Below are 24,268 nucleotides of genomic sequence, written 5' to 3' on the forward strand. Positions count from 1 at the left end.
GCCGGCCGTCACCGGCGCCGTGACCGATCCCGCCAGATCCGTGACCGATCCCGCCAGGCCCGTGACCGATCCCGCCAGGCCCGTGACCGATCCCGCTTGATCCGTGACCTGTTCCGCTAGATGCGGCAGGCGTAGATGTCGGTGACCAGGATGGCGCGCGCGCCGATCTGCCAGAGCTGGTCCATCACCTGCTGGTGGCCCTTGCGCGGCACCATCGTGCGGACGGCGACCCAGCCCTCGCGGTGCAGCGGCGAGATGGTGGGCCCCTCCATGCCGGGCGTGATCGCGCTGGCCTGCTCGATCTGCTCGGCGCGGATGTCGTAGTCCATCATCACGTAGTCGCGGGCGTGGATGACGCCCTGCAGCCGGCGCACGAGCTGCTGCATGCCCTGCGTCTCCGCCGAGCCCTCGCGCCTGATCAGCACCGCCTCCGAGCGCATGATCGGCTCGCCGAAGACCTCGAGGCCGACGTTGCGCAGCGTGGTGCCGGTCTCGACCACGTCGGCGACGGCGTCGGCGACGCCCAGCCGGATGGCGGTCTCGACGGCGCCGTCGAGCTTGATGACGCGGGCGTCGACGCCGCTGTCGGACAGGTACTTCTCCAGCAACCCCGCGTAGGAGGTGGCGATGCGCAGGCCGTTGAGGTCCTGCACGGCCGCCATGGTGCCCGACTTCGCCGCCAGGCGGAAGGTCGAGCCGCCGAAGCCCAGCGGCAGCACCTCCTCCACCGGCGCGCCCGAGTCGAACAGCATGTCGCGACCGGTGATCCCGGCGTCGAGCGTGCCCTCGCCGACGTAGACGGCGATGTCGCGCGGACGCAGGAAGAACAGCTCGCAGGAGTTGTCGGCGTCGACGACGACCAGCTCCTTGCTGTCCTTCCTGGTGCGGTATCCGGCTTCCTTCAGCATGGTGGCGGCGGCCTCGTTGAGGGCGCCCTTGTTGGGTACGGCCAGCCGTAGCATCGTGGACGAACCTTTCAGAGGTACTTGTAGACCTGGTCAAGCCCGATGCCGCGGGCGATCATGAGGCACTGCACGTGGTAGAGCAGCTGCGAGATCTCCTCGGCGGCACGGTCGTCGGATTCGTGCTCGGCGGCCATCCAGCTCTCGGCGGCCTCCTCGACGACCTTCTTGCCGATGGCATGGACCCCGGCGTCCAGCGCGGCCACGGTCCCCGACCCCGCGGGCCGGGTGCGCGCCTTCTCGGACAGCTCGGCGAACAGCTCATCGAAGGTCTTCATGATCTCTCTCGGTGCTCGGTCGATGTGGTCTTCCAGCCTATCGGCCCTCAGACACCGGTAGCGGGGGCGTCCGCCTCCCGAGACGGCTGCGCCCAGAAGACGGTGCCGGAGCCTCGCACCTGGACGGCGGCCTGCGAACCCGGCACGAACGCGGACTCGCCCGGCCGCAGCGTCCGCCCGTCGACGGCGACCTCGCCCTCGACGCAGACGAACACGCGCGGCACACCGCCCTCTAGCGTGACGTCGGGCGCCTGCGCGCGGCCCAGCGCGAACTCGGGGACGGGCACGGTGTAGAGCCCGTCCACCGGCTCGACCCGCAGCGGCTGGGCGGCGAAGTCGGTGATGCGCAGCAGCTCGTCGACGTCGATCGGCTTGGGGGTCAGCCCCGCGCGCAGCACGTTGTCCGAGCCGCCCATGATCTCCACCCCGAACCCGCTCAGGTAGCAGTGGAGCACCCCCGCACCAAGGAACAGCGCCTCGCCCGGCATCAGGTCGTGCCGGTTCATCAGCAGCGGCGCCAGCACGGCGGGGTCGTCGGGATACTGCTCGGCCAGGCGCGTGACGAGGTCGTGGCCACGCCGCCCGGCCGCCGCCGCGACGGCCTCGACCAGCGCCTTGCGCTCCGGCCACTCCAGCAGCAGCCGCAGCGCGCCCGCCGAGTCGCCCGCCTCCAGCAGGCCGACGACCGGCCTGAGCTCCGGCAGTTCGAGCTCGGCCAGCAGCCGCGCCGCCTCACCCGGCGCCCGGAAGCCCGCCAGGCCGCTGAACGGGGTCAGCGCGCAGACCAGCTCCGGCTTGGGGTGGGCGTCGACGTAGGCGCCGCGCGCGTGGCCCGCCTCGGCCTGCTCGGCCGAGGGATGCACCTGCAGCGACAGCACCCGCTCGACCGCGATCAGCTTCAGCAGGTACGGCAGGCGCGCCCCGAACCTGGCCACCGTCCCGGCGCCGAGCTCCGCCTGTGGGTCGGCGGCGATCGCCTGGTCGAGGGTGATGCCGCGCTCCACGAGCAGGGAGGGCCCTGACGGGTGGGCGCCGAGCCACATCTCCGCCTCGGGGTCGGGCGAGGGCGACGGCCGGCCCGTCAGCGTGGCGATGGCGGTGCGGGAACCCCAGTCGTAGTGCTTGACGGGGTTGGAAAGCAGCTCAGTCACGAGATCTCCGATGATGCCCAGAATGCGGCCTGATCGAGACTATCGCGCCCGTGTGAACGGCGACGGAACCCCAGGAAACGGCACCACTCGCGCACGTCGCCCACCTCGCGGAACGACACCGCGGGCACTCCTGCGCGTCCCACCGGCCCTCCCCCGTGCTTCCGGACGAGGGTGCCGCTGTACTCCCGAACGAGCGCGCCGCCCTCCGGACGAGACTGCCGCCGTGCCCCTCAACGAAGGTGGCGTCGTGCTTCTGGACGGGGTGCCGCGGTGCTCCTCTACGAAGGTGGCGTCGTGCTTCTGGACGGGGGTTCCGTCGTCATTTGGGGACCTGGTGAACGTCACAGGGGACCGCGTGAAACGGCGCTGCCCGCCGTACCGCGCCAGCAGGCGGGTACGGCGGGCAGCCGGGAAGGTGGGTCAGCGGCCGAAGCGACGGCCCGGGTTGCCGCGGTCGGAGCGGTAGCCGCCGTTGCCGCGCTCGTCGGAACGGTAGCCGCCGGAGCGGGGGCCCCGGTCGTCACGTCCGGCCGAGAACGGGCGGCCCCGGTGCTCGCCGCGGTCGTCCGAGCGGTAGCCGCCGGAGCGGGGACCCCGGTCGCCGGAGAAGGGACGGCCGCGGTCGTCCGAGCGGAAACCGCCGCGGGAGCCCCTTTCGTCGCGGTAGCCGCCGGAACGGGGCGCGCGGTCGTCGGTGCCGAAGCCGCCGGAACGGGGCGCGCGGTCGTCGGTGCCGAAGCCGCCGGAACGGGGCGCGCGGTCGTCGGAGCCGAAGCCGCCGGAGCGGAACCCGCCACGGGCACCACGGTCGTCGGAGCGGAACCCGCCGCGCGGCCCGCGGTCGTCCGACCGGTTGCCGCCGCGCTCGCCGGAGCGGAAGTCGCCGCGGTCGTCGGAGCGGTAGCCGCCCTGGCGCCGGTCGCGGTAGGGCGCCCTGTCCTCGCCGAACGTGCGCGGCTCGGTCGAGCCGCCCTCGTGCTGGCGGGACCGGCGCTCGCCGTCGAAGGAGCGGTGCGGGCGCCGCTCGCCACCGAAGTCGCCACGCGAACCGCGGTCGCCGCCGAAGTCGCCACGGGAGCCGCGGTCGCCACCGAAGTCACGCTGGGGGCGGCGGTCCTCGTCGTCGTGGCGGCGGGGGCGGCGGTCGTCGCCGAACCCGTCGGCCGTACGGCGCGGGCGCCGGTCGTCGCCGAAGTCGCGGCGGCGGCCACGGCGCTCACCGCCGTGTCCCGCGCCCTCGCGGCGCGGACGCAGCGGCTTGCGCACGTCGGGCTCCCACACCGGGATGGACTCGCCGCTGGGGGCGCGGGCGCCCGTCACCTCGGCGACACGGTCGTTGCCCGGCGCGGCCTTGAGCCGGAACGGGTGGATGCCCGCCCGGCGGGTCAGCGCGTCGGTGGAGCGGCGCTCGTTCGGCAGGACCAGGGTCACCACGGTGCCCTTCTCCCCCGCGCGGGCCGTGCGGCCGCCCCTGTGCAGGTAGCTCTTGTGGTCCTGCGGCGGGTCGACGTGCAGCACCAGGCTGATGCCGTCGACGTGGATGCCGCGGGCCGCGACGTCGGTGCAGACCAGGACGTCGACCTGACCCTCCTTGAACTCCGACAGGATGCGGGTGCGCTGGTTCTGGCGCTTGCCGCCGTGCAGGCCGCCGGCCTTGACGCCGACGCGGGCCAGCTGCTTGCACAGCCGGTCGACGCCGTGCTGGGTGCGCACGAAGATGATCGTGCGGCCCTCGCGGTTGGCGATCTCGGCGGTGACGTCGAACTTGTCGTCCCGGCTGACCTGGATCACGTGGTGCTCCATCGTGTCGACCGGCGAGGTCGCGGGCGCGATGGAGTGGGTGATCGGGTCCTTGAGGAAGCGCTGCACCAGCTTGTCGACGTCGCCGTCGAGGGTGGCGGAGAAGAGAAGCCGCTGGCCGTCGGCGGGGGTCTGGGCGAGCAGGTCCGACACGACGGGGAAGAAGCCGAGGTCACACATGTGGTCGGCCTCGTCGAGCACGCTGACCTCGACGGCGTCCAGCGAGCACTCGCCCTGGCGCATCAGGTCGCCCAGGCGGCCGGGCGTGGCGATGATGACGTCGACGCCGCGGCGCAGCGCCTCGATCTGCTTGCCCATGGACATGCCGCCGACGACGACCTTCATGCGCAGGCCGAGGCCGCGGCCGAGGGGCTCGAGCGCGTCGTGCACCTGCAGGGCCAGCTCGCGGGTGGGGACGAGGATCATCGCGCGCGGGCGCTTGGGGGCCGGCTTGACGCCGGCGATGCGCGCCATCGTGGGCAGGCCGAAGGCGAGGGTCTTGCCGGAGCCGGTCTGGCCGCGGCCGAGAACGTCAGCGCCGGTCAGCACGTCGGGGATGGTGGCGCGCTGGATGGGGAACGGGCTGTCGATGCCCTGCCGGGACAGGCCGGTCACGAGCGGCTTGGGCAGGCCAAGCAGTTCGAACTCCGGAATGCCGTGCTCCTCGGTGGAGGTTTCGGGCATGGCAGCGTCGAGCATGGTCACGAAGTCGTGCCTTTCAGTCAGAGTGGCCGCGTCACTTCTGCGAAAGGACGAGCCATGTGCGCGGGCGTCTCTCACGCCCGCCTGGGAAGGACGGGGCCGCTGTGTCCGGCCCGTCTGCGCGCATCCCATCTGCCGGCCGCAGGCGGCGTTCACGCACAGTGGTGCGTCAGATGCACGTGTTGCCTAACACGCGAGAGGATTGGGGTATTCCCGCGCGGGACGCCGGACCTTCCGGAGCCCTGGCATGCTGAAACGGCCGGCGCCGATATTCGCCGACCGTCGCAGCAAAAAAGATCAGACGTTGAATCCTAGCATACGCAGCTGGTCACGCCCGTCGTCGGTGATCTTGTCGGGGCCCCATGGCGGCAGCCACACCCAGTTGATCTTCACGTCGGAGACCATGCCGTCGAGGGCCGAGTGAGCCTGGTCCTCGATGACGTCGGTCAGCGGGCAGGCCGCGCTGGTCAGCGTCATATCGATGGTGGCCACCGGCTGGCCGCCCTCGACCGGGTCGAGGTTGAGGCCGTAGACCAGGCCCAGGTCGACGACGTTGATCCCGAGCTCGGGGTCGACGACGTCCCTGAGCGCCTCCATGACCTCCTCGACGGTCGCCTCGCCGTCGAACGCCGACGTAGGCGTCTCCACCGGCTTGCTCATATCTATGCGCTCCTCACAACAGCGTCCTTGTAGGCCATCCAGGACAGCAGCGCGCACTTGACACGCGCGGGGAACTTGGCCACGCCCGCGAAGGCCACCGCGTCGCCGAGCACGTCCTCGTCGGCCTCCACCTGGCCCCTGCCCTGCATCAGCCGGGTGAACTCGTCCACCACCGACAGCGACTCCTCGACCGTCGAGCCGGTGGCCAGCTCGTGGAGCACCGAGGCCGCGGCCTGGCTGATGGAGCAGCCCTGCCCGTCGTAGGAGACGTCCTCGATCTTGCCGCCGTCGCCGAGCTTGACCCTGAGCGTGATCTCGTCGCCACAGGTCGGGTTCACGTGGTGGACCTCGGCGTCGTACGGCTCACGCAGCCCCCGCCCCTGCGGGTGCTTGTAGTGCTCCAGGATCAGCTCCTGGTACATCGACTCGGCGATCATCTCAGGCGAACACCTTCTGCACGTGGTGGAGACCCCTGACCAGGGCGTCTATCTCGCTCGTGGTGTTGTACAGGTAGAACGACGCCCGCGTGGTCGCGGGTATTCCGAACCTCAGGTGGAGCGGCCGCGCGCAGTGGTGCCCCACCCGGACGGCGACGCCGAACCGGTCGTCAAGGATCTGCCCCACGTCGTGCGGATGTATGCCGTCGAGGGTGAACGACACCGTCGCGCCCCTGCCCTCGGTGGAGGCGGGACCGATGATCCGCAGCGTCGGCACCTCGGCGAGGGCCTGCAGCGCGTAGGCCGCCAGCTCCCGCTCGTGCGCCTCGATGGCCGCCATGCCGACGCCCTCGAGGTAGTCGACCGCCGCGCCGAGCCCGATGGCCTCGACGATCGGCGGCGTGCCCGCCTCGAACTTGTGCGGGATGGGCGCGTAGGTCGAGCGGTCCATCCAGACCGCCTCGATCATCTCGCCGCCGCCGAGGAACGGCGGCATGGCCTCGAGCAGCTCCGCGCGCCCCCACAGCACGCCGATCCCCGAAGGGCCGAGCATCTTGTGGCCGGTGAAGGCCACGAAGTCGGCCCCGAGCCCGGCCAGGTCGACCGGGTGGTGCGGCACCGACTGGGAGGCGTCGAGCATCAGCAGCGCCCCGGCCGCGTGGGCGCGGCGGGCGATCTCGGCGACCGGGTTGACGGTGCCGAGCACGTTCGACTGGTGGGCGACGGAGACGATCTTCGTGCGCTCGGTGATGACGTCGTCGGCCAGGTCGAGCCGGCCGTCGTCGGTGACGCCGAACCACTTGAGCGTCGCGCCCGTCCGCTGCACCAGCATCTGCCACGGCACGATGTTGGAGTGGTGCTCCATCTCCGAGATGACGATCTCGTCGCCGGGGCCGAGCGTGAAACGGGGGTCGGTGTTGGTGCGGTTGCCGAAGGAGTAGGCCACCAGGTTGAGCGCCTCGGAGGCGTTCTTGGTGAACACGATCTCGTCACGGCTCGGCGCCCTGACGAAGGCGGCGACCTTGTCACGCGCCGCCTCGTACGCCTCGGTCGACTCGGTGCCGAGCGCGTGGTGAGCCCGCCCCACGTTGCTGTAGTGCATCGCGAAGTGCTCACGCATGGTCTCGATGACCTGCGCCGGCTTCTGCGAGGAGTTGCCCGAGTCGAGGTAGACGAGCGGGCGCCCGCCGGACAGCTCGCGGGACAGGACAGGGAAGTCTTTCCTGACCCTCTCCACGTCGAATGCTCCGTTCATCGGTCGCTCACCCCTCTCCGCTCACTACGCCGGGCTCGCTCCGTGCCCATCGGTCGCTCACCACTTCTCAGGCCGAGGCCTTGGTGTACTGCTCGTAGCCCTCGGCTTCGAGCTTCTCGGCCAGCTCAGGGCCACCCTCCTCGACGATCCTGCCGCCCGCGAAGACGTGCACGAAGTCAGGCTTCACGTAGCGCAGGATGCGGGTGTAGTGGGTGATCAGCAGGACGCCGGTCTCGCCCGAGGCCCGGAAGCGGTTGATGCCCTCGGAGACGACGCGCAGGGCGTCGACGTCGAGGCCGGAGTCGGTCTCGTCGAGGACGGCGATCTTCGGCTTGAGCAGCTCGAGCTGGAGGATCTCGTGGCGCTTCTTCTCACCGCCGGAGAAGCCCTCGTTGACGTTGCGGGTGGCGAAGGCCGGGTCGATGGCCAGGGAGTCCATGCCCGTCTTGAGGTCCTTGCTGAACTCGCGCAGCTTCGGCGCCTCGCCGCGGACGGCGGTGACGGCCGAGCGCAGGAAGTTGGAGACGCTGACGCCCGGCACCTCGACCGGGTACTGCATGGCGAGGAACAGACCGGCGCGGGCGCGCTCGTCGACCGACATCTCCAGCAGGTCGACGCCGTCGAGCAGGACCTGCCCGCCGGTGATCGTGTACTTGGGGTGACCGGCGATCGCGTAGGCGAGGGTGGACTTGCCCGAGCCGTTCGGACCCATGATGGCGTGGGTCTCGCCGGCCTTCACGGTCAGGTTGACCCCGCGCAGGATCTCCTTGTCGGCGACGGAGACCTGCAGGTCACGAATCTCAAGGGTGGACACTGTTATGACTCCTTCGAGAGCGAGACGAGGACGTCGTCGCCGTCGATCTTCACTCGGTAAACGTTCACGGGCTTGGTGGCGGGCGGGCCGGTGGGCTTGCCCGAGCGCACGTCGAAGCACGAGCCGTGCAGCCAGCACTCGAGGGTCCCGTCGTAGACCTCACCCTCGCTGAGCCTGACTTCCGCGTGCGAGCAGACGTCGTGCAGGGCGAAGACCTCCTCGCCCTTGCGGACCAGCGCCACGGGGGTCTCGTCGACCTCGAGGCCGACGACCCCGCCGTCGGGGATGTCGCTGACCTTGCAGACCTTCTGGAATGTCACTTCTCGAGCTCCGCCTCCACCTTGGCGAACACGCGCTCGCGCAGCTCGGGCACGGAGATCTTCTCCACCAGCTGGCCGAGGAAGCCCCTGATGACCAGGCGGCGGGCCTCGTCGTAGGGGATGCCGCGAGCCTGGAGGTAGAAGATGTGCTCGTCGTCCAGGCGGCCCGAGGCGGAGGCGTGGCCCGCGCCGGCCACCTCGCCGGTGAGGATCTCGAGGTTGGGCACCGAGTCGGCGCGCGCGCCGTCGGTGAGGATGAGGTTGCGGTTGAGCTCGTAGGTATCGGTGCCCTCGGCCTCGACCCTGATGATCACGTCGCCGATCCAGACGGCGTGCCCGTCCTCGCCCTGCAGCGCGCCGCGGTAGTCGACGTTGCTCTTGCAGTTGGGCTGCGAGTGGTCGACCAGCAGGCGGTGCTCCAGGTGCTGGCCGGCGTCGACGAAGTAGATACCCGACAGGTCGGCGTCGCCGCCGGGGGCGGTGTAGGCGACGCTGGGCGACAGCCGGACGAGGTCGCCGCCCAGGGTGACCACGAAGCTGCGGAAGGTCGCGTCCTTGGCGAGCTGGGCGTGGTGGTGGGAGACGTGGACGGCGTCGTCGGCCCAGTCCTGCAGGCTGATGACCTTGAGGGTGGCGCCGTCGCCCACGACGAACTCGACGTTGTCGGCGTAGACCGCGCTGCCCTGGTGGTCGATGACGACCACGGCCTCGGCCATCGGCTCGACCTTGACCACGATGTGGCCGTAGGCCGCGCCCGCCAGGCCGCCGCCACGGACCTCGATCTGGATCGGCTCGCCGGGGACGGCCTCCTGCGGCACGGTGACGACCAGCGCCTTCTCGAAGGAGGTGTAGGCCTGGGCGCTGACCCTGTCGACGGGCGCGTAGGCCTTGCCGACCCGCGCGTCGTCACGGCCGACCCACTCGACGGTGACGCCGGCGGGCGTGTAGGCCTGGGTGACGACCTGCCCGGTCACCTCGGCGGCGCCGTTGTGCAGGCCCTTCAGCCGCGAGATCGGCGTGAAGCGCCAGGCCTCCTCGCGCCCGGTCGGCACCGGGAAGTCGGCCAGGTCGTAGGACGACTTCTCGTGCAGGGTCGACAGGGGCTTCTCGTTCAGGCCCATCAGCCGACGGCTCCTTCCATCTGCAGCTCGATCAGGCGGTTCAGCTCGAGGGCGTACTCCATGGGCAGCTCGCGCGCGATCGGCTCGACGAAGCCGCGCACGATCATCGCCATCGCCTCGTCCTCGTCGAGCCCGCGGCTCATGAGGTAGAACAGCTGGTCCTCGCTGACCTTGGAGACCGTGGCCTCGTGACCCATCGAGACGTCGTCCTCGCGGACGTCGACGTAGGGGTAGGTGTCGGACCGGCTGATCTGGTCGACCAGGAGCGCGTCGCACTTGACGGTCGAGGCCGAGCCGTGGGCGCCCTCCTCGATCTGGACCAGGCCGCGGTAGGAGGTGCGGCCGCCGCCGCGCGCCACCGACTTGGAGATGACGCTGGAGGAGGTGTTGGGCGCCAGGTGGACCATCTTGGACCCGGCGTCCTGGTGCTGGCCCTCGCCGGCGAAGGCGACGCTCAGCGTCTCGCCCTTGGCGTGCTCGCCCATCAGGTAGACGGCCGGGTACTTCATCGTGACCTTGGAGCCGATGTTGCCGTCGATCCACTCCATGGTCGCGCCCTCGTAGGCCACGGCGCGCTTGGTGACCAGGTTGTAGACGTTGTTCGACCAGTTCTGGATGGTCGTGTAACGGCAGCGGGCGTTCTTCTTCACGATGATCTCGACGACCGCCGAGTGGAGCGAGTCGCTGGAGTAGATCGGCGCGGTACAGCCCTCGACGTAGTGGACGTAGCTGTTCTCGTCCACGACGATCAGGGTCCGCTCGAACTGGCCCATGTTCTCGGTGTTGATCCGGAAGTAGGCCTGCAGCGGGATCTCGACCTCGACGTTCGGCGGCACGTAGATGAACGAGCCACCGGACCACACGGCGGTGTTGAGCGCGGCGAACTTGTTGTCGCCCACGGGGATGACCGAGCCGAAGTACTCCTTGAAGAGCTCCTCGTGCTCCTTCAGGCCCGTGTCGGTGTCGACGAAGATGACGCCCTTCTCCTCGAGGTCCTCACGGATCTTGTGGTAGACGACCTCGGACTCGTACTGGGCGGCGACACCGGCGATGAGGCGCTGCTTCTCCGCCTCCGGGATGCCGAGCTTGTCGTAGGTGTTCTTGATGTCGGCGGGCAGCTCGTCCCAGGAAGCGGCCTGCTTCTCGGTCGAGCGCACGAAGTACTTGATGTTGTCGAAGTCGATGCCCGAGAGGTCGGAACCCCAGGTGGGCAGCGGCTTCTTGGCGAACAGCCGGAGGCCCTTCAGGCGAAGGTCGAGCATCCACTCCGGCTCGTTCTTGAGCGCGGAGATGTTGCGGACGACCTCCTCGGACAGGCCGCGCTTGGCCGCCGCTCCCGCGGCGTCAGGGTCGGACCAGCCGAACTTGTAATTCCCGAGGCCTTCCAGCTCCGGGCGGTCGGTGACAGTCACCTTCCGGTCTCCTTGCTTTCTCTTATCCGAACGGGGCTCACGTGGGTGGTACAGACCCCGTCGCCGTGTGCGATGGTGGCCAGGCGTTGCACGGGGACGCCGAGCAGTTGCCCGAAGGCCTCTGTCTCGGCTTCGCACAGCTGCGGGAACTCCGCCGCCGCGTGTGCCACCGGGCAGTGATGCTGGCAGAGCTGGTCGCCGCCGGACTTGGCCTTGCTGGCCGAGGCGGCGTAACCGTCCGCCGACAGCGCCTCGGCCAGCACCTGGACGCGCTGGTCTTCGGGCACTGTCCGCATGACCGGCTCGAGCCGCTGCAACAGGCCCTTGACCTGCGAGCGGGCGAACTCGGTCACCGCTTCCTCGCCCATGCGCTCGGCCAGGAAGCGCAGCGCGCTGCCCGCGAGATCGTCATAGGCGTGCTCGAAAGCACTGCGCCCCGCATCGGTGATGGCGAACAGCTTGGCCGGTCGTCCACGGCCGCGCTGACCCCGGGGCCGGGTCGTGCGCGGCTCGATCATCCCGTCGGCCAGCAGCGCGTCGAGGTGACGGCGGACGGCTGCGGGGGTGAGCCCGAGCCGCTCGCCGAGAGCCGCGGCCGCGACGGGACCGTGCTCCAGGATCAGCCGGGCCACGCGGGCGCGGGTGCTGCGCTCGTGTCCAGGCTCAATCGAAGGGGGCACGTTTTTCACAACATCAGTGTGCCGTAATTCCTTCCCGGTTCTCAAATGAACGGGGATGCAATTTCTCACGCAGGCAAGGCTTACCTAACTGCGAAGACGCGTCCCCGGCCGAGGAGCACGAAGACCAGGAAGGAGGTGATGACGAGCGCCAGCATGACGACGGCCATCGGCACCGCCGTACCGGAGCCGGCCAGGCCCACGAGAGGCGCGGCGACCGCGCCGAAGGCGAACTGCAGGACGCCGAGCAACGCCGAGGCGCTTCCGGCCACCTGCGGGGGCTGCCCGGCCAGCGCCAGCGCGCCGGTGCCCGGCAGGACCAGACCCGCGCCGCACATCATGACGAACAGCGCGGCCACCACGCCGCCCAGGCCCGCGCCCGTGCCGGGCGAGCCGGCGGTCGTGGCGGTGACCAGCAGCGCCGCGCCCACGAGGCTGACGAGCATGCCGGCCAGCACCAGGCGGGCGGGCGAGACGCGACCCGAGAGCCTGCCGCCGAGCTGGGCCATGACCGTGAGGCCGAGGGCGTTGAGCCCGAAGATGAGCGAGAACTGCTGCGGCGAGGCGCCGTACACCTCCTGCAGCACGAACGGCGAGCCGGAGATGTAGGCGAACATGCCGGCGAAGGCCAGCCCCGCGGCCAGCGAGCAGGCCATGAACGACCGGTCGCCGAGCAGCCGCCAGAAGGTGGCGACGGTGTTCCCGAGCCCGCCGCGCTCCCTCTGGTCGGCGGGGAGGGTCTCCTTGACGCCCGGCAGGACGGCCAGCAGCAGCACCACGCCCGCCACGCTGAGCGCGACGAAGATGCCGCGCCAGGAGGTGAAGGACAGCAGCTGGGCGCCCGCGATGGGGGCCAGGATCGGCGCCAGACCGCTGACCAGCATGAGTGTGGCGAAGATGCGGGCGATGGCGGCGCCTTCGTACAGGTCGCGGACCACCGCCCGGACGATCACCAGCGCGGCGCCGCCCATGACGCCCTGGGCCAGCCGCGTGGCGATGAGCGCGGGAACGGAGGGCGCGAAGGCGCACAGCAGTGAGGCCAGCGCGTAGCCGGCGACGCCGACGATGAGCGGGAACCTGCGTCCTCTGACGTCGCTCAGCGGGCCCGCCAGGACCTGGCCGAGGCTGATGCCGACGAGACACGCGGTCAGCGTGAGCTGGACCTGCGCGGGCGCCGAGAGCATCTCCCCGGTGATGGCGGGCAGCGCGGGCAGGTACATGTCGATCGAGAGCGGACCGATGGCCGAGAGCGCGCCCAGGATCAGCAGCAACAGCCCGCGGCGGCCGCTCCCGGTCCCCCCTGCCTCCCCGGCGACGTCCGGCGCGGCGGCTGCCACGGACATGGTGAAACCCCTCTCCCTCGTAGGCCGTGGCCCACGAGGGCCGAGGGGTCAAACCACGATCTGGTACGCCGAATTCCCAAATTTCGGCCTAATTTTCACGCAGCTTGGTTCAGCTGGATCACCGAGAACGCGGCGCCCTGCGGGTCGACGAGCATCCCGAACCTGCCGGGCGGGGCGTCCATCGACTCGACCAGGACCGTGGCGCCCAGCGACCTGGCCGTGGCGACCGTGGCGTCGAGGTCGGCGACCGCGAAGTAGATCCCCCAGTGGGAGGGGGTGCCCTCGGGGTACTGGGGCGGCATCTCCATCATGCCCGCGACGCTCCTGTCGCCGACCAGCCATTCGGTGTAGGCCATGCCGTCCATCTGCTGGGTCCTGGGGGTCCAGGGCAGGACGGTGCCGTAGAAGCTCGTGGCCGCCTGCGGATCCCTGGTCACCAGCTCGTTCCAGCAGAACGCGCCGGGCTCGTTGACCAGCTCGGCGCCCTTGTGGTTGCCGGCCTGCCAGACCGAGAAGAAGGAGCCGTCCGTGGCCTGGAAGACGGCCATCGAGCCTTCCTCGAAGATCCGCATGGGCTCGACGACCACGGTCCCGCCCGCGTTCTTGACCCGGTCGGCGGTGACGGCCGCGTCGTCGGTGGCCACGTACGTGTTCCAGACCGGCGGCATGCCCTCCGCCATGATGGGGCCGACGCCCGCGACCCGCTTGCCGTCGCGGACGAACTGCCCGTATCCCCCCGCGGCCGGGTCGTCGATCATCTCGGCCGTCCAGCCGAAGATCTCGCCGTAGAAGCGGACCGACGCCCGCACGTCAGGAGTCGACAGATCAACCCAGCACGGGACGCCCGCCTCGTAACCACTTCGAACCGACATCGCGCTACCTCCTGTCGGTACACCACACAATCACGTGACCAACCTCACATCCCTGGAGTTGGCTGCCTTTTTAGCTTTTTGTCGCCCACGGGTGTCGCCGGCGCCGCCTGGCGCGCTGACCGCGCGTAGGGGTCCCTAAACTCGTGGCCATGAGCTCCCCTGCCGTCGAGGTCGTCGATCTGGTGAAACGCTACGGCGGCACCACCGCCGTCGACGGGCTGACCCTTGCCGCCGAGCGCGGCGCCGTCACCGCGATCCTCGGCCCCAACGGCGCGGGCAAGACCTCCACCATCGAGATCTGCGAGGGGTTCCGCGACGCCGACGGCGGCACCGTGCGGGTGCTCGACCGCGCGCCCGCCGACCCCGCTCTGCGCGCCAGGGTGGGCGTGATGCCGCAGGCGGGGGGCGTGCCGCCGGCGATGCGCTGCGGGGAGTGGCTGCGGCTGATGTCGCGCTTCCACGCCCGTCCCCTCGACCCCCAGGCCCTTCTGGTACGGCTCGGCCTGGCCGAGCACGCGCGCACGCCGTACCGGAGGATGTCGGGCGGGCAGCAGCAGCGGCTCTCGCTGGCCGGTGCCGTCATCGGCCGGCCCGAGCTGGTCTTCCTCGACGAGCCGACGGCGGGCCTCGACCCGCAGGCCAGGCGGGCCTGCTGGGAGCTGGTCGCGGACCTGCGGACGGCGGGCGTGGCGGTCGTGCTGACCACCCACTACATGGACGAGGCCGAGCGGCTGGCCGATCACGTGGTGATCATCGACAGGGGCCGGGTGGTGGCCGAGGGCACCCCCTCCTCGCTCACCGGCGCCGAGCGGCAGCTGCGCTTCCGGGCCCGGCCTGGCCTCGGGCTCGAGGAGCTGCTGAGCGCGCTGCCCTCCGGATCGGCGGCCAAGGAGTCGCCGGCCGGCCATTACATCATCGAAGGGTATGTCGGGCCGGAGATGCTGGCCACCGTGACGGCCTGGTGCGCCGCCGAGGGCGTCATGGCCGACGATCTGTCCATCGAGCGCAGGACGCTGGAGGATGTCTTCCTCGAGCTGACCGGCAGGGAGCTGCGATGACCGCCCTCGACCTCACCCCCGCGCCCGGGGCGGCGCCCTTCCACCGGATGGTGCTGGCGCAGGCGGGCGCCGAGGCCAAGGCCATCCTGCGCAACGGCGAGCAGCTGCTGCTCACGCTGATCATCCCGGTGCTGCTGCTGGTCGGCTTCTCGCTGGCGCCGCTGGTGGACGTCGGCGGGGGCTCGCGCGTCGGCTTCCTGGCCCCCGGCGTGCTCGCGCTGGCGGTCATGTCGACGGCCTTCACCGGCCAGGCGATCGCGACGGGTTTCGAGCGCCGCTACGGCGTGCTGAAGCGCCTGGGCGCCACCCCGCTGTCGAGGGCCGGGCTGTTGCTGGCCAAGACCGCGGCCGTCGTCGCGGTGGAGCTGCTGCAGGCCGTGGCCATCGTGGTGGTGGCGCTCCTGCTCGGCTGGCAGCCGCGCGGCTCGCTGGCCGCGGCCGTGCTGCTGGTGCTGCTCGGCACGGCCGCCTTCAGCGGGCTCGGGCTGCTCATGGCCGGGCTGCTGCGCGCCGAGGCGACGCTGGCCGCGGCCAACCTGGTCTACCTGGTGCTGCTGGGCTGCGGCGGCGTGGTGTTCCCGCTGGCCGCCTTCCCCGACGCCGTCGAGCCGGTGCTGGCCATGCTGCCGATCTCGGCGCTGACCGGCGGCCTGCGCGCGGTGCTGACCGAGGGCGCGGCGCTGCCGCTCGGCGCGGTGGCGGTGCTGGTGGCGTGGGCCGCGCTCACGCTGGGACTGGCCTCCAGGACGTTCCGCTGGGAGTAGGCCGCCCACCGCCGGGGGATGTCGGACCCGCCCAGTAGGCTCGGGGCTTGCCGTACGTTTTCTCCCCGAGGAGCCCTGTTGACCGCCTTTGCCCTTGACGGGCCCGCCGACCGCTTCAAGTCAGCCCTGCCGCGCACGGGCGGTCTGTTCCGCACGGCCGCCGACTCGATGCCGCCGTCGGGGTTGATCATGCTGGCCATCGTCTCGGTGCAGCTGGGCGCGGGCTTCGCCAAGGAGCTGTTCGCGGCGCTGCCTCCGGCCGCCGTGGTGTTCATGCGCATCGTGGCGGGCGCGCTGATCCTGGGTGCGTTCGCGCGGCCGAAGCTCAAGGGGCTGTCGTGGCGTGACTGGGCGGTCGGCATCGGCTTCGGCCTCACGCTGGCCGTGATGAACCTGTCGTTCTACGAGGCGCTGGCCAGGCTGCCGATCGGCATCGCGGTGGCGATCGAGTTCCTCGGCCCGCTCGGCGTGGCCATCGCCGCTTCGCGCCGGCGCCTCGACCTGCTGTGGGCGCTGCTGGCCGCGGTGGGCATCGCGCTCATCGCGCCCTGGACCGAGTCTGCCGCCGTCAGCTGGCTGGGCATCGGCTTCGCGCTGGTGGCGGGGGTCTGCTGGGCGGCCTACATCCTGCTGTCGGCCGCCGCGGGCAGCCGGTTCCCCGGGACCACGGGGCTGTCGTTCGCCATGATCGTCTCGGCGGTGGCCATCGCGCCGGTGGGCGTGATGACGGGCGGCGCCGACCTGCTGCAGCCCTCGGTGATCCTCATCGGGCTCGGGGTGGGGCTGCTGTCGTCGGTGATCCCCTACTCGCTCGAGCTGCAGGCGCTGCGGCGGATGCCCAAGCACGTGTTCGGCATCCTGATGAGCCTGGAGCCCGCGGTGGCGGCGATGATCGGGCTGGTGCTGCTGGGCGAGATCCTGCACGTGCAGCAGTGGGCGGCCATCATCTGCATCGTGGCCGCCAGCCTGGGCGCCACCCGCGCCGCCAGGGCCTGACCTCCGCGAGACAGCCGCTCACCCGGTGACCTGGGATGAGCGGCTTTCGTCTTGCGGCGGACCCGAAGCCTCGCGGGGCTCAGGTCGGGGGCTCGGCCCAGATGTCGCGGACGTGGTGGATGTGCTCGCCCATGATGCGCTCGGCCGCCTGCCTGTCGCCCGCCTTGAGCGCGTCGAGCAGCGCCAGGTGCTCGCGCGCCGAGTCGGGCAGCATGCCGCGCTCCGACAGCTGCGACAACCCGTACAGCCTGGCCCTGTTGCGCAGGTCGCGCACCACCTCGACCAGGTGCGCGTTGCCCGACAGCGACAGCAGCTCGATGTGGAAGCGCAGGTCGGCGTCGATGTAGGCGAGCAGGTCGGCGCGCTCGGCGGCGTCGACGATCTGCTGGGCGATCGGCCGCAGCCGCTCGAACTCCTCGGCCCTCGACGCGTCGGCCAGCCGGGCGATCGTCGGCACCTCGATCAGCTGGCGGATCTCGGTCAGCTCGTCGAGGTCGCGGTCGGACAGCTCCGTGACCCGGAAGCCCTTGTTGCGCACCGCCTCGACCAGGCCCTCCTTGGCCAGGTCGAGCATGGCCTCGCGGACCGGCGTGGCCGAGACGCCGAACTGGGCGGCGAGCACGGGCGCGGAGTAGACCACGCCAGGGCGCATCTCGCCGGTGACGAGCGCGGCGCGCAACGCGTGCGCGACCTGCTCGCGCAGGCTCTGCCGCTCTCCCACCATCGGAAGGTCGAGCCGATCCTCCGCAGCCATCCCGGCTTCCCTACTTTCGTCCGTTCATGTGAGCCCACGCCTCGTATGCGGCCGCCGCGACCACCAGGTCCTCCCACGCCATGCCGACACTTTTGAAGACCCGCGGCCCCTCGCCCACGTCGACGCGACCGTTGACCAGGTCGGCGAGGTTGCCGGCGAGATGACCACTGGTGATCGTACCGCCGCGCAAAGGGAGGATCACATCTCCAGCCTCGGACAATGCCGCCTTCCTCGCCTCGACGACCAGGGTGGCGCGGGCGACGAGATCATCGTCGATCTCTCTGGCGTCGGGCTCGTGCGACCCGACGGCAGTCACGGTGACGTTGTTGCCGGTGAGCTTACCGGGGAACAAGGGATCCCTGGCGGTGGTACAGCAGGCGACCAGGTCGGCCTGCTCGAGCGGCACCAGCGCGTCGGACGGCGGCGCGCCGACGGCGGCCGAGGCGGCCACGCCGATGTCGGCGCAGCGCAGGGCCAGCGCGGCGGCCCGCTCGTGGTCCCGGCCGACGATCGTGACCCTGTCCACGGGACGCACCTCGCGCAGCGCCCGCACGTGGCCCCACGCCTGCGGCCCGGTGCCGTACACCAGCAGGCTGCGGGCGTCGGGCGGCGCCAGATGCCTGACGGCGAGGGCGGAGACGGCGGGCGTGCGCAGCGCGGTGAGCGCCAGGCCGTCCATGGCCGCCAGCGGCGCCATGGTGTCGCCGTCGAACAGCAGGTAGGTGCCCTGGATGCGGGGCAGCCCGCGGGCGGGGTTGCCCGGCGCGACGGTGACCACCTTGACGCCCGCGTACCGGCCCGCCGAGGCGGGCATGAGCAGGAACTCCCCCTGCCCGGCCGGCACGGCGGCACGGGCGGGCGCGGTCTCGGGGTCGAACCCCGAGACCAGCGTCTCTTCCAGGACCGCGACGGCCCGTGCCATCGGCACCAGCCTCTCCAGGTCCTCGATGTACGGCAGGCCGCTCATCGGCGCGCTCCGGCCAGAGGGTGGCCGGCCGGGACCGGAGGCGCGGATCCAGCCCCGGCCGACATGCTCGCGAGGCGGCTCATCGCAGCGTGAACCCCGTTCCGATCGGGTCCCGCGGATCGAGTTCGAAGCTGTGCCGCCCGGTACGGTAGGCCATGCCCTCGATCTCCGGAATCACGCCTTCCGGGGTGGATTCGGCCACCCAGGCGCGGAACGACGAGCCGACGATGCTGTCGTGCGTGAGCGTGAACCCGGCCGGCAGTTCCTCGGCCAGCAGCGCCAGCCTGGCCGCGGTGCCCGAGCCGCACGGCGACCGGTCCACCTCCCCGTCGGCGAAGACGGTGACGTTGCGCTGGTGGGCGGGCCCGACCTCGTCGTAGAAGATCACGCCGTAGATGCCCGACAGCCGCTCGTCCGACGGGTGCCTGGCGGCGGGGTGGTCGGCGAGCGCCGCCTTGATCCGCCGCCCGTGGGCGATCAGCTCGGTCAGGTCCTCGGGCCGCACCGACAGCCCCAGCGAGGCGGCGGGCAGCGAGGCGTAGATGGCCCCGCCGTACGACACGTCGACCTGGACGCCGTCCGCGGGCACGGACCGGGCGATCACGTAGGACGGGACGTTCCTGAAGGTCACCGAGGTGATCTCACCGCCGGTCATGGCCACCCTGGCCGTCACCCTCCCGGAGGGCACGTCGATGACCACGTCGGTGGTGCCGTCGGGGTCGGCCTCGACCAGCCCCTCCTGGACGGCGTGCACGCCGAGCGCGATCGTCCCGTGCCCGCAGGCGGTGGAGTAGCCGTCCTTGTGCCAGAACAGCACGCCCAGGTCGGCGCCGGGAGAGTCAGGCGGCACCAGGAAGCAGCCGTACATGTCGGCGTGCCCGCGCGGCTCGTGGCACAGCAGCCGCCGCACCCTGTCGATCTCCTCGTCCGCGAAGGCCGTGGCACGGCGTTCGAGGACGGACGAGCCCTTGATCTCGCCGACCCCGCCGACGACGATCCTGAACGGCTCGCCGCCGGTGTGGTAGTCGATGGTCTGGATCATGCCCCTCCCAGGTAGGCCTCGACGACGCGCGGGTCGGAGCGGAGCGCGTCCGCGCTGCCCGACAGCGTCCCTTGTCCGCTCTCCAGCACGTAACCCCGGTGCGCGATCTTCAGCGCGGCTGAGGCGTTCTGCTCGACGAGCAGCACGGCGGTGCCGGAGGCGTTGATGTCGGCGATGAGGTCCATGACCTGGGCGACGATCAGCGGCGCCAGGCCCATGGACGGCTCGTCGAGCAGCAGCAGGCGCGGCCCGGTCACCAGCGCGCGGCCGATGGCGAGCATCTGCTGCTCGCCGCCGGACAGCGTGCCGCCCTGCTGGGCGCGACGCTCGGCCAGACGGGGCAGCAGGCTGTACACGTGGTCGACCCGCCGCCTGATCTCCGCCTGGTCGCGCACGAGGTAGCCGCCGAGCAGCAGATTGTCGTGCACGGTCAGGGTGCTGAAGACCCTGCGCCCCTCGGGGCAGTGGACCAGGCCGAGGTTGGTGATCTTGTGCGCGGCCACGCCGGTGATGTCCTGGCCCTCGAAGACGACCTTGCCGCCGCTGGGCCGTACCAGGCCCGAGATGGCCGACATGGTGGTCGTCTTGCCCGCGCCGTTGTTGCCGAGCAGGGTGACGATCTCGCCCTCGCCGACGGTCAGCGACAGGCCGCGCAGCGCGTGCACGCCGTCGTAGTGGACGTCGAGGTCGCTGATCTCAAGCATGGGCGTCGCTCCCCAGGTAGGCCTCGATGACGGCGGGGTCGCGGCGCACCTCTTCGGGGCGGCCGTCGGCGATCTCCTTGCCGAAGTTGAGGACCACGATGCGTTCGGAGACCTGCATGACCAGGCCCATGTCGTGCTCGATCAGCACGATCGCGATGCCCAGCTCGCGGATACGCCTGATCAGGTCGAGCATCTCGGCCTTCTCGGCGTGGTTGAGACCGGCGGCGGGCTCGTCGAGCAGCAGCAGGCGCGGCTTGCGGGCGAGGGCACGGGCGATCTCGACGCGGCGCTGCTCGCCGTAGGGCAGGTTGCGGGCGGCCGAGTAGCGGTCGCCGCGCAGGCCCACGAAGTCGAGCCAGTGGTTGGCCGCGTCGGTGCACTCGCGCTCGGTGCGGCGGTAGCGCGGGGTGTGCAGCAGCGCGTCGAACACGTTCTGCTTGAGCCACAGGTGGCTGCCCGCGCGGACGTTCTCCAGCACCGACAGCTCGCCGAACAGCCGCAGGTTCTGGAAGGTACGGCTGATGCCCGCCCCCGCCACGGCCGAGGGCCGCAGGCCCAGCAGCGAACGCCCGTCGAAGGTGATCTGGCCGGCCGTGGGCCGGTAGAAGCCGGTCACGCAGTTGAAGGCGGAGGTCTTGCCGGCACCGTTCGGGCCGATGACCGAGACGATCTCGGCCTCGTTCACCGAGAAACTGAGCCCGTCGATGGCCACCAGGCCGCCGAAGGCCAGGCGCAGCTCGCTCACCTGGAGGAGTGTCACTTGAGCGCCTCCCTCGAACGGGCGGGCCACAGACCCTGCGGCCGGACGATCATCACGATGATCAGCAGCACGCCGAAGATGAAGAACCGGTAGTCGGCGGCGTCGCGCAGCAGCTCGGGCAGCAGGCTGATGATGATCGCGCCGAGCACGACGCCGGGCACCGAGCCCATGCCGCCGAGCACCACGGCCATCAGGACCGTCGCCGAGTACAGGAAGGTGAAGCTGTTGGGCGAGATGGCCGACACCTGGCCGGCGAACAGCACGCCCGCCAGCCCGCCCCACACCGCGCCCGCGATGTAGGCGGCCAGCTTGACCCGGTAGGTGTGCACGCCGGTCGCCTCGGCGGCGTCCTCGTCCTCGCGCACGAAGCGCATGGCCCGGCCGAGCCGTGACCTGCCCAGGCGGGAGGCGCCGATCACGGCGATCGCGACGATCAGCACCGTGACGAAGTACAGGCTCACCGGTCCGTCGGTCAGACCGGGGATGCCGTAGATGCCCGAGGGGCCGCCGGTGATGGGCAGGTTGTTGGCGGTGATACGGATGATCTCGCCGAAGCCCAGCGTGACGATGGCCAGGTAGTCGCTGCGCAGCCGCAGCGTCGGCGCGCCGATGATGACGCCGGCGATGACGGTGACCACGATGACGGCGGGCACGGTGGCGACCAGCGGCAGGTCGAACCGGGTCGACAGGATGCCGCTGGTGTAGGCGCCCACCGCGAAGAAGGCGGCGTAGCCCAGGTCGAGCAGGCCGGTGAACCCGACCACGATGTTCAGTCCCGAGGCCAGCATCACGAAGATGGCGGCCGTGGTCATGATGGACATCGTGTAGTCGGTCGCGTTGACGAACGGCACGAGCAACGCGATCAGCAGGCCCGCCAGGCCGACCCAGCGGTTGTCGAACAGCTTGGACAGGCGCGTCTGCGGTTGCTTGGCGCCGATCTTGCGAGGGGCTTCGGGGGCTTTGGTCTGGTTCACACCCGCTCCGTCACACGTTCGCCGAGCAGACCGGTGGGTCTCACGGTCAGGAACAGGATCAGCACGCCGAAGGCGAACACGTCACGCCACTCACCCCCGAGCCAGTAGGTGCCGAACGACTCCAGCAGGCCGAGCACGAGGCCGCCGAGCATGGTGCCGGGGATGTTGCCGATGCCGCCGATGACGGCCGCGGTGAAGGCCTTCAGCCCGATGAGGAAGCCCATCAGGAAGTCGATCTTCCCGTAGTACGCGCCGGCCATCACGCCGGCGGCGCCGGCCAGGGCCGAGCCCAGGAAGAAGGTCCTGGAGATGACGGCGTTGACGTCGATGCCCATCAGCGAGCTGGTGCTCGGGTCGAGGGCGATGGCCCGCATGGCCCTGCCCTCGCGCGTCTTGGTCACCAGCAGGTTGAGGCCGACCATGAGGACCACGGCGACCCCGATGAGCACGAGCTGCTGCAGGGTGAGCCGGGCGCCGAACACCTCCAGCGTGGTGCCGCTGAGCCGGACGGGGTAGACCCGGGGGTCGGGACCGGAGACGGCCCGCATGCCGTACTCGATGGCGAAGGACGCGCCGACGGCGGTGATGAGCAGCGACAGGCGGGGGGCGCCGCGGAGCGGGCGGTAGGCCACCCGCTCCAGGACCACGCCCGCCAGGCCGGTGCTCACCATGGTCAGCAGCAGGACGGCCAGCAGCACCGGCAGCGTCATCGCCGCGGAGACCCCGCCCAGCGCGGACAGGACGGCGAAGCCGCTGAACGCGCCGAGCATGTAGAGGTCACCGTGGGCGAAGTTGAGCAGCTTGATGATGCCGTAGACCATGCTGTAGCCCAGCGCCACCAGAGCGTAGAACGAGCCGACGAACAGGCCGTTCCAGACGAGCTGTGTCATGAGAGAGCATCCTGTAGGGCGAACTTGTCACCCTTCCACACGAGGATCTGGAAACCGCCGGTGGACAGGGTGTGCTCGGGGGTGAACTTCAGCGGGCCGGAGAACATCTGGAACCCGTTGATGCCCTCGAGCGCGGTGATGACCTTGGCGCCGTCGGTGGAGCCCGCCTTGGTGATCGCCTCGGCGGCCAGGCGCACGGCGTCGTAGGCCTGGTTGGAGTAGGGGCCGGGAGCGGACCCGAACTTCTTGGTGTAGTTGTCGATCCAGCCCTTGGCGTTGGGCAGCGTGTCGGGGATCGGGGTCATGGTGGCGAAGACGCCCTCGGCCTCGGCGCCGGCGATCTCGCCGAGCTTGGCGGAGACCGAACCGTCGGCGACCATGATCGCGCCCTTGTAGCCCGCCTGGCGCAGCTGCCTGGTGATCAGGCCGCCCTCCTGGAAGTAGCCCGTCCAGTAGACGAAGTCGGGCTTCTTCTCCAGGACGTTGTGGATGTTGGCGCTGTAGTCGCTCTCCTTGGGCGTGACCGCCTCGGTGATGACCGCCTTGTCGCCCAGCAGCGGCTGGGTGCGGACCGCGATGTCCTTGGAGTAGCTGGTGTTGTCGTGCATCAGCGCGACCCTGGTGGCACCCTGCTTGGTGATCCACTGGCTGGCCGACTCGGCCTGCTGGGTGCCGGTGCCGTTGATCAGGAAGACGTGCTTGAGCTTCTGGTCGACCAGTTCCTGCGAGTTGGCGGCAGGGATGATCATGGGTATGTTCGACTTGCCGAACACCGGCAGCGTGGGCAGCGTGGCGCCAGAGCAGTAGCCGCCGATGGACACCTCGACGCCCTCGGTGACCACCTTGTTGGCGGCGGCGACGGCCGTCTGGGCGTCACAGGCGTCGTCGGCGGCCTTGAGCTCGAGCTGCCGGCCGAGGACGCCACCCTTGGCGTTGATCTCGTCGATGGCGAGCTGGGCCGCGTTGGTCATGTAGGGGCCGATCGCGGCCTCGCTGCCCGACTGGGGGACGAGCATGCCCAGGCGGATGGGGCCCTTGGCCTCCTGCTGGGCGCCACCTCCATCGCCAAGGAGGCCCTGTCCGCAACCCGCCAGCATCATTGCGGTCGCGACCAGGGAGACGACGTGCGTCTTGCGCATTGAGACTCTCCTCACGTGAGTGATGTGTGACATCACACCGACGCGCTCAGGGGCAGGTCAAGCGCCGAGACCAGACCGTTAGCGTCCTAACACGCAGGTGGAACGTCAAGAGAGATCGCGGTGTGCATCCCGGACCTCACATCGAAGAGGCGGTGATTTCGGGCGCGCCGAAACCGCCTTTCAGTTGTACGGCTGACCGCCGCGGGAAGGCCGCGCCCCGGCCACACGCGCAGCGGGACGGAAAGGGCGCGCGGTACCGCTCCCGGCCGAAAATCGGGCGGAAGGCCACGCGACGCCACCCGGGCGGAAACCGGGCGCAAGGCCGCGCGACGCCACCCCGGCTGGAATCCGGGCGGAAGGCCGCGTGGCGCCGCCCCGGGCGGAAACCGGGCGCAAGGCCACGCGACGCCACCCGG

Annotated in this window: 25 protein-coding genes; 3 read left to right on the plus strand and 22 right to left on the minus strand. The window is 70.7% G+C overall.

The window, feature by feature from the left end; translation table 11 throughout:
• Window positions 1–116: 116 nt before the first annotated feature.
• The 14 genes from hisG to ACWEVS_RS15455 form a co-directional block, all read right to left on the minus strand.
• Window positions 117–962, minus strand: coding sequence for an ATP phosphoribosyltransferase (gene hisG / locus ACWEVS_RS15390; RefSeq protein ID WP_449925632.1), 846 nt, complete (start codon window positions 960–962; stop codon window positions 117–119).
• Between the two features lie 14 nt (window positions 963–976).
• Window positions 977–1,240 (minus strand): phosphoribosyl-ATP diphosphatase, encoded by a 264-nt coding sequence (locus ACWEVS_RS15395; RefSeq protein ID WP_358139153.1) that lies wholly within the window; start codon window positions 1,238–1,240, stop codon window positions 977–979.
• Between the two features lie 47 nt (window positions 1,241–1,287).
• Window positions 1,288–2,391, minus strand: coding sequence for a mannose-6-phosphate isomerase, class I (gene manA, locus ACWEVS_RS15400; RefSeq protein WP_452417854.1), 1,104 nt, complete (start codon window positions 2,389–2,391; stop codon window positions 1,288–1,290).
• A 420-nt stretch (window positions 2,392–2,811) separates the two neighbouring features.
• Window positions 2,812–4,875 (minus strand): DEAD/DEAH box helicase, encoded by a 2,064-nt coding sequence (locus ACWEVS_RS15405; protein WP_452551976.1) that lies wholly within the window; start codon window positions 4,873–4,875, stop codon window positions 2,812–2,814.
• A gap of 315 nt (window positions 4,876–5,190) precedes the next feature.
• On the minus strand, window positions 5,191–5,553 hold the full coding sequence (locus tag ACWEVS_RS15410) for a metal-sulfur cluster assembly factor (protein WP_354907085.1): 363 nt from the start codon (window positions 5,551–5,553) through the stop codon (window positions 5,191–5,193).
• Between the two features lie 2 nt (window positions 5,554–5,555).
• Window positions 5,556–5,990 (minus strand): Fe-S cluster assembly sulfur transfer protein SufU, encoded by a 435-nt coding sequence (gene sufU, locus ACWEVS_RS15415; RefSeq protein WP_183661900.1) that lies wholly within the window; start codon window positions 5,988–5,990, stop codon window positions 5,556–5,558.
• 1 nt (window position 5,991) lies between these two features.
• Window positions 5,992–7,245 (minus strand): cysteine desulfurase, encoded by a 1,254-nt coding sequence (locus tag ACWEVS_RS15420; RefSeq protein ID WP_354907086.1) that lies wholly within the window; start codon window positions 7,243–7,245, stop codon window positions 5,992–5,994.
• A gap of 67 nt (window positions 7,246–7,312) precedes the next feature.
• Entirely contained in the window at window positions 7,313–8,059 is a 747-nt protein-coding gene (sufC, locus tag ACWEVS_RS15425; RefSeq protein WP_449925644.1) for a Fe-S cluster assembly ATPase SufC, read from the minus strand.
• A gap of 2 nt (window positions 8,060–8,061) precedes the next feature.
• A complete protein-coding gene (locus ACWEVS_RS15430) occupies window positions 8,062–8,379 on the minus strand; it encodes a non-heme iron oxygenase ferredoxin subunit (RefSeq protein WP_354907088.1) in 318 nt (105 codons plus the stop codon).
• Complete coding sequence (gene sufD, locus ACWEVS_RS15435; protein ID WP_452551978.1) at window positions 8,376–9,500, minus strand: Fe-S cluster assembly protein SufD; 1,125 nt, start codon at window positions 9,498–9,500, stop codon at window positions 8,376–8,378. The genes ACWEVS_RS15430 and sufD overlap by 4 nt, the downstream gene beginning before the upstream one ends.
• Window positions 9,500–10,912: a Fe-S cluster assembly protein SufB gene (sufB, locus tag ACWEVS_RS15440; protein ID WP_449925652.1), complete on the minus strand. Its 1,413-nt coding sequence runs from the start codon at window positions 10,910–10,912 to the stop codon at window positions 9,500–9,502. Before sufB ends, sufD begins: the two co-directional genes overlap by 1 nt.
• Window positions 10,909–11,601 (minus strand): helix-turn-helix transcriptional regulator, encoded by a 693-nt coding sequence (locus tag ACWEVS_RS15445; RefSeq protein WP_354907091.1) that lies wholly within the window; start codon window positions 11,599–11,601, stop codon window positions 10,909–10,911. Before ACWEVS_RS15445 ends, sufB begins: the two co-directional genes overlap by 4 nt.
• A gap of 71 nt (window positions 11,602–11,672) precedes the next feature.
• Window positions 11,673–12,932: a multidrug effflux MFS transporter gene (locus tag ACWEVS_RS15450; RefSeq protein WP_449925656.1), complete on the minus strand. Its 1,260-nt coding sequence runs from the start codon at window positions 12,930–12,932 to the stop codon at window positions 11,673–11,675.
• 95 nt (window positions 12,933–13,027) lie between these two features.
• Window positions 13,028–13,804, minus strand: coding sequence for a VOC family protein (locus ACWEVS_RS15455; RefSeq protein ID WP_452551980.1), 777 nt, complete (start codon window positions 13,802–13,804; stop codon window positions 13,028–13,030).
• Window positions 13,805–13,953: 149 nt separating this feature from the next.
• On the opposite strand from ACWEVS_RS15455, the gene ACWEVS_RS15460 reads away from it, so the two are divergent.
• The 3 genes from ACWEVS_RS15460 (at window position 13,954) to ACWEVS_RS15470 (ending at window position 16,622) form a co-directional block, all read left to right on the plus strand.
• Window positions 13,954–14,862, plus strand: a complete 909-nt coding sequence (locus ACWEVS_RS15460) for an ABC transporter ATP-binding protein (protein WP_449925665.1) — start codon at window positions 13,954–13,956, stop codon at window positions 14,860–14,862.
• Entirely contained in the window at window positions 14,859–15,626 is a 768-nt protein-coding gene (locus ACWEVS_RS15465) for an ABC transporter permease (RefSeq protein WP_449925667.1), read from the plus strand. The genes ACWEVS_RS15460 and ACWEVS_RS15465 overlap by 4 nt, the downstream gene beginning before the upstream one ends.
• A 78-nt stretch (window positions 15,627–15,704) precedes the next feature.
• On the plus strand, window positions 15,705–16,622 hold the full coding sequence (locus tag ACWEVS_RS15470; protein WP_354907096.1) for an EamA family transporter: 918 nt from the start codon (window positions 15,705–15,707) through the stop codon (window positions 16,620–16,622).
• A 79-nt stretch (window positions 16,623–16,701) separates the two neighbouring features.
• Here the strand turns inward: ACWEVS_RS15470 and ACWEVS_RS15475 are convergent, their stop codons facing one another.
• From ACWEVS_RS15475 to ACWEVS_RS15510, 8 genes are all read right to left on the minus strand, one after another.
• On the minus strand, window positions 16,702–17,376 hold the full coding sequence (locus tag ACWEVS_RS15475; protein WP_452551982.1) for a GntR family transcriptional regulator: 675 nt from the start codon (window positions 17,374–17,376) through the stop codon (window positions 16,702–16,704).
• Window positions 17,377–17,386: 10 nt separating this feature from the next.
• Entirely contained in the window at window positions 17,387–18,343 is a 957-nt protein-coding gene (locus ACWEVS_RS15480; RefSeq protein ID WP_452551983.1) for an ornithine cyclodeaminase family protein, read from the minus strand.
• A gap of 79 nt (window positions 18,344–18,422) precedes the next feature.
• Window positions 18,423–19,385, minus strand: coding sequence for a proline racemase family protein (locus ACWEVS_RS15485; protein ID WP_452417845.1), 963 nt, complete (start codon window positions 19,383–19,385; stop codon window positions 18,423–18,425).
• On the minus strand, window positions 19,382–20,089 hold the full coding sequence (locus tag ACWEVS_RS15490) for an ABC transporter ATP-binding protein (protein WP_354907100.1): 708 nt from the start codon (window positions 20,087–20,089) through the stop codon (window positions 19,382–19,384). Before ACWEVS_RS15490 ends, ACWEVS_RS15485 begins: the two co-directional genes overlap by 4 nt.
• Window positions 20,082–20,849, minus strand: a complete 768-nt coding sequence (locus tag ACWEVS_RS15495; RefSeq protein WP_354907101.1) for an ABC transporter ATP-binding protein — start codon at window positions 20,847–20,849, stop codon at window positions 20,082–20,084. Before ACWEVS_RS15495 ends, ACWEVS_RS15490 begins: the two co-directional genes overlap by 8 nt.
• The gene (locus tag ACWEVS_RS15500; RefSeq protein ID WP_354907102.1) at window positions 20,846–21,823 is read right to left on the minus strand and encodes a branched-chain amino acid ABC transporter permease; all 978 of its coding nucleotides are present in this window, start codon (window positions 21,821–21,823) and stop codon (window positions 20,846–20,848) included. Before ACWEVS_RS15500 ends, ACWEVS_RS15495 begins: the two co-directional genes overlap by 4 nt.
• On the minus strand, window positions 21,820–22,713 hold the full coding sequence (locus ACWEVS_RS15505; protein WP_354907103.1) for a branched-chain amino acid ABC transporter permease: 894 nt from the start codon (window positions 22,711–22,713) through the stop codon (window positions 21,820–21,822). The genes ACWEVS_RS15500 and ACWEVS_RS15505 overlap by 4 nt, the downstream gene beginning before the upstream one ends.
• Complete coding sequence (locus ACWEVS_RS15510) at window positions 22,710–23,852, minus strand: branched-chain amino acid ABC transporter substrate-binding protein (protein ID WP_449925678.1); 1,143 nt, start codon at window positions 23,850–23,852, stop codon at window positions 22,710–22,712. The genes ACWEVS_RS15505 and ACWEVS_RS15510 overlap by 4 nt, the downstream gene beginning before the upstream one ends.
• Window positions 23,853–24,268 lie beyond the last annotated feature (416 nt).

It is taken from the genome of Nonomuraea sp. NPDC003754 (assembly GCF_053605785.1).

Coding starts and splice junctions, on each gene's coding strand:
- hisG (WP_449925632.1), bottom strand. CDS start 962: ATGCTACGGCTGGCCGTACCCAACAAGGGCGCCCTCAACGAGGCCGCC.
- ACWEVS_RS15395 (WP_358139153.1), bottom strand. CDS start 1,240: ATGAAGACCTTCGATGAGCTGTTCGCCGAGCTGTCCGAGAAGGCGCGC.
- ACWEVS_RS15405 (WP_452551976.1), bottom strand. CDS start 4,875: ATGCCCGAAACCTCCACCGAGGAGCACGGCATTCCGGAGTTCGAACTG.
- ACWEVS_RS15410 (WP_354907085.1), bottom strand. CDS start 5,553: ATGAGCAAGCCGGTGGAGACGCCTACGTCGGCGTTCGACGGCGAGGCG.
- sufU (WP_183661900.1), bottom strand. CDS start 5,990: ATGATCGCCGAGTCGATGTACCAGGAGCTGATCCTGGAGCACTACAAG.
- ACWEVS_RS15420 (WP_354907086.1), bottom strand. CDS start 7,245: ATGAACGGAGCATTCGACGTGGAGAGGGTCAGGAAAGACTTCCCTGTC.
- sufD (WP_452551978.1), bottom strand. CDS start 9,500: ATGGGCCTGAACGAGAAGCCCCTGTCGACCCTGCACGAGAAGTCGTCC.
- ACWEVS_RS15450 (WP_449925656.1), bottom strand. CDS start 12,932: ATGTCCGTGGCAGCCGCCGCGCCGGACGTCGCCGGGGAGGCAGGGGGG.
- ACWEVS_RS15455 (WP_452551980.1), bottom strand. CDS start 13,804: ATGTCGGTTCGAAGTGGTTACGAGGCGGGCGTCCCGTGCTGGGTTGAT.
- ACWEVS_RS15460 (WP_449925665.1), top strand. CDS start 13,954: ATGAGCTCCCCTGCCGTCGAGGTCGTCGATCTGGTGAAACGCTACGGC.
- ACWEVS_RS15465 (WP_449925667.1), top strand. CDS start 14,859: ATGACCGCCCTCGACCTCACCCCCGCGCCCGGGGCGGCGCCCTTCCAC.
- ACWEVS_RS15475 (WP_452551982.1), bottom strand. CDS start 17,376: ATGGCTGCGGAGGATCGGCTCGACCTTCCGATGGTGGGAGAGCGGCAG.
- ACWEVS_RS15480 (WP_452551983.1), bottom strand. CDS start 18,343: ATGAGCGGCCTGCCGTACATCGAGGACCTGGAGAGGCTGGTGCCGATG.
- ACWEVS_RS15485 (WP_452417845.1), bottom strand. CDS start 19,385: ATGATCCAGACCATCGACTACCACACCGGCGGCGAGCCGTTCAGGATC.
- ACWEVS_RS15490 (WP_354907100.1), bottom strand. CDS start 20,089: ATGCTTGAGATCAGCGACCTCGACGTCCACTACGACGGCGTGCACGCG.
- ACWEVS_RS15505 (WP_354907103.1), bottom strand. CDS start 22,713: ATGACACAGCTCGTCTGGAACGGCCTGTTCGTCGGCTCGTTCTACGCT.
- ACWEVS_RS15510 (WP_449925678.1), bottom strand. CDS start 23,852: ATGCGCAAGACGCACGTCGTCTCCCTGGTCGCGACCGCAATGATGCTG.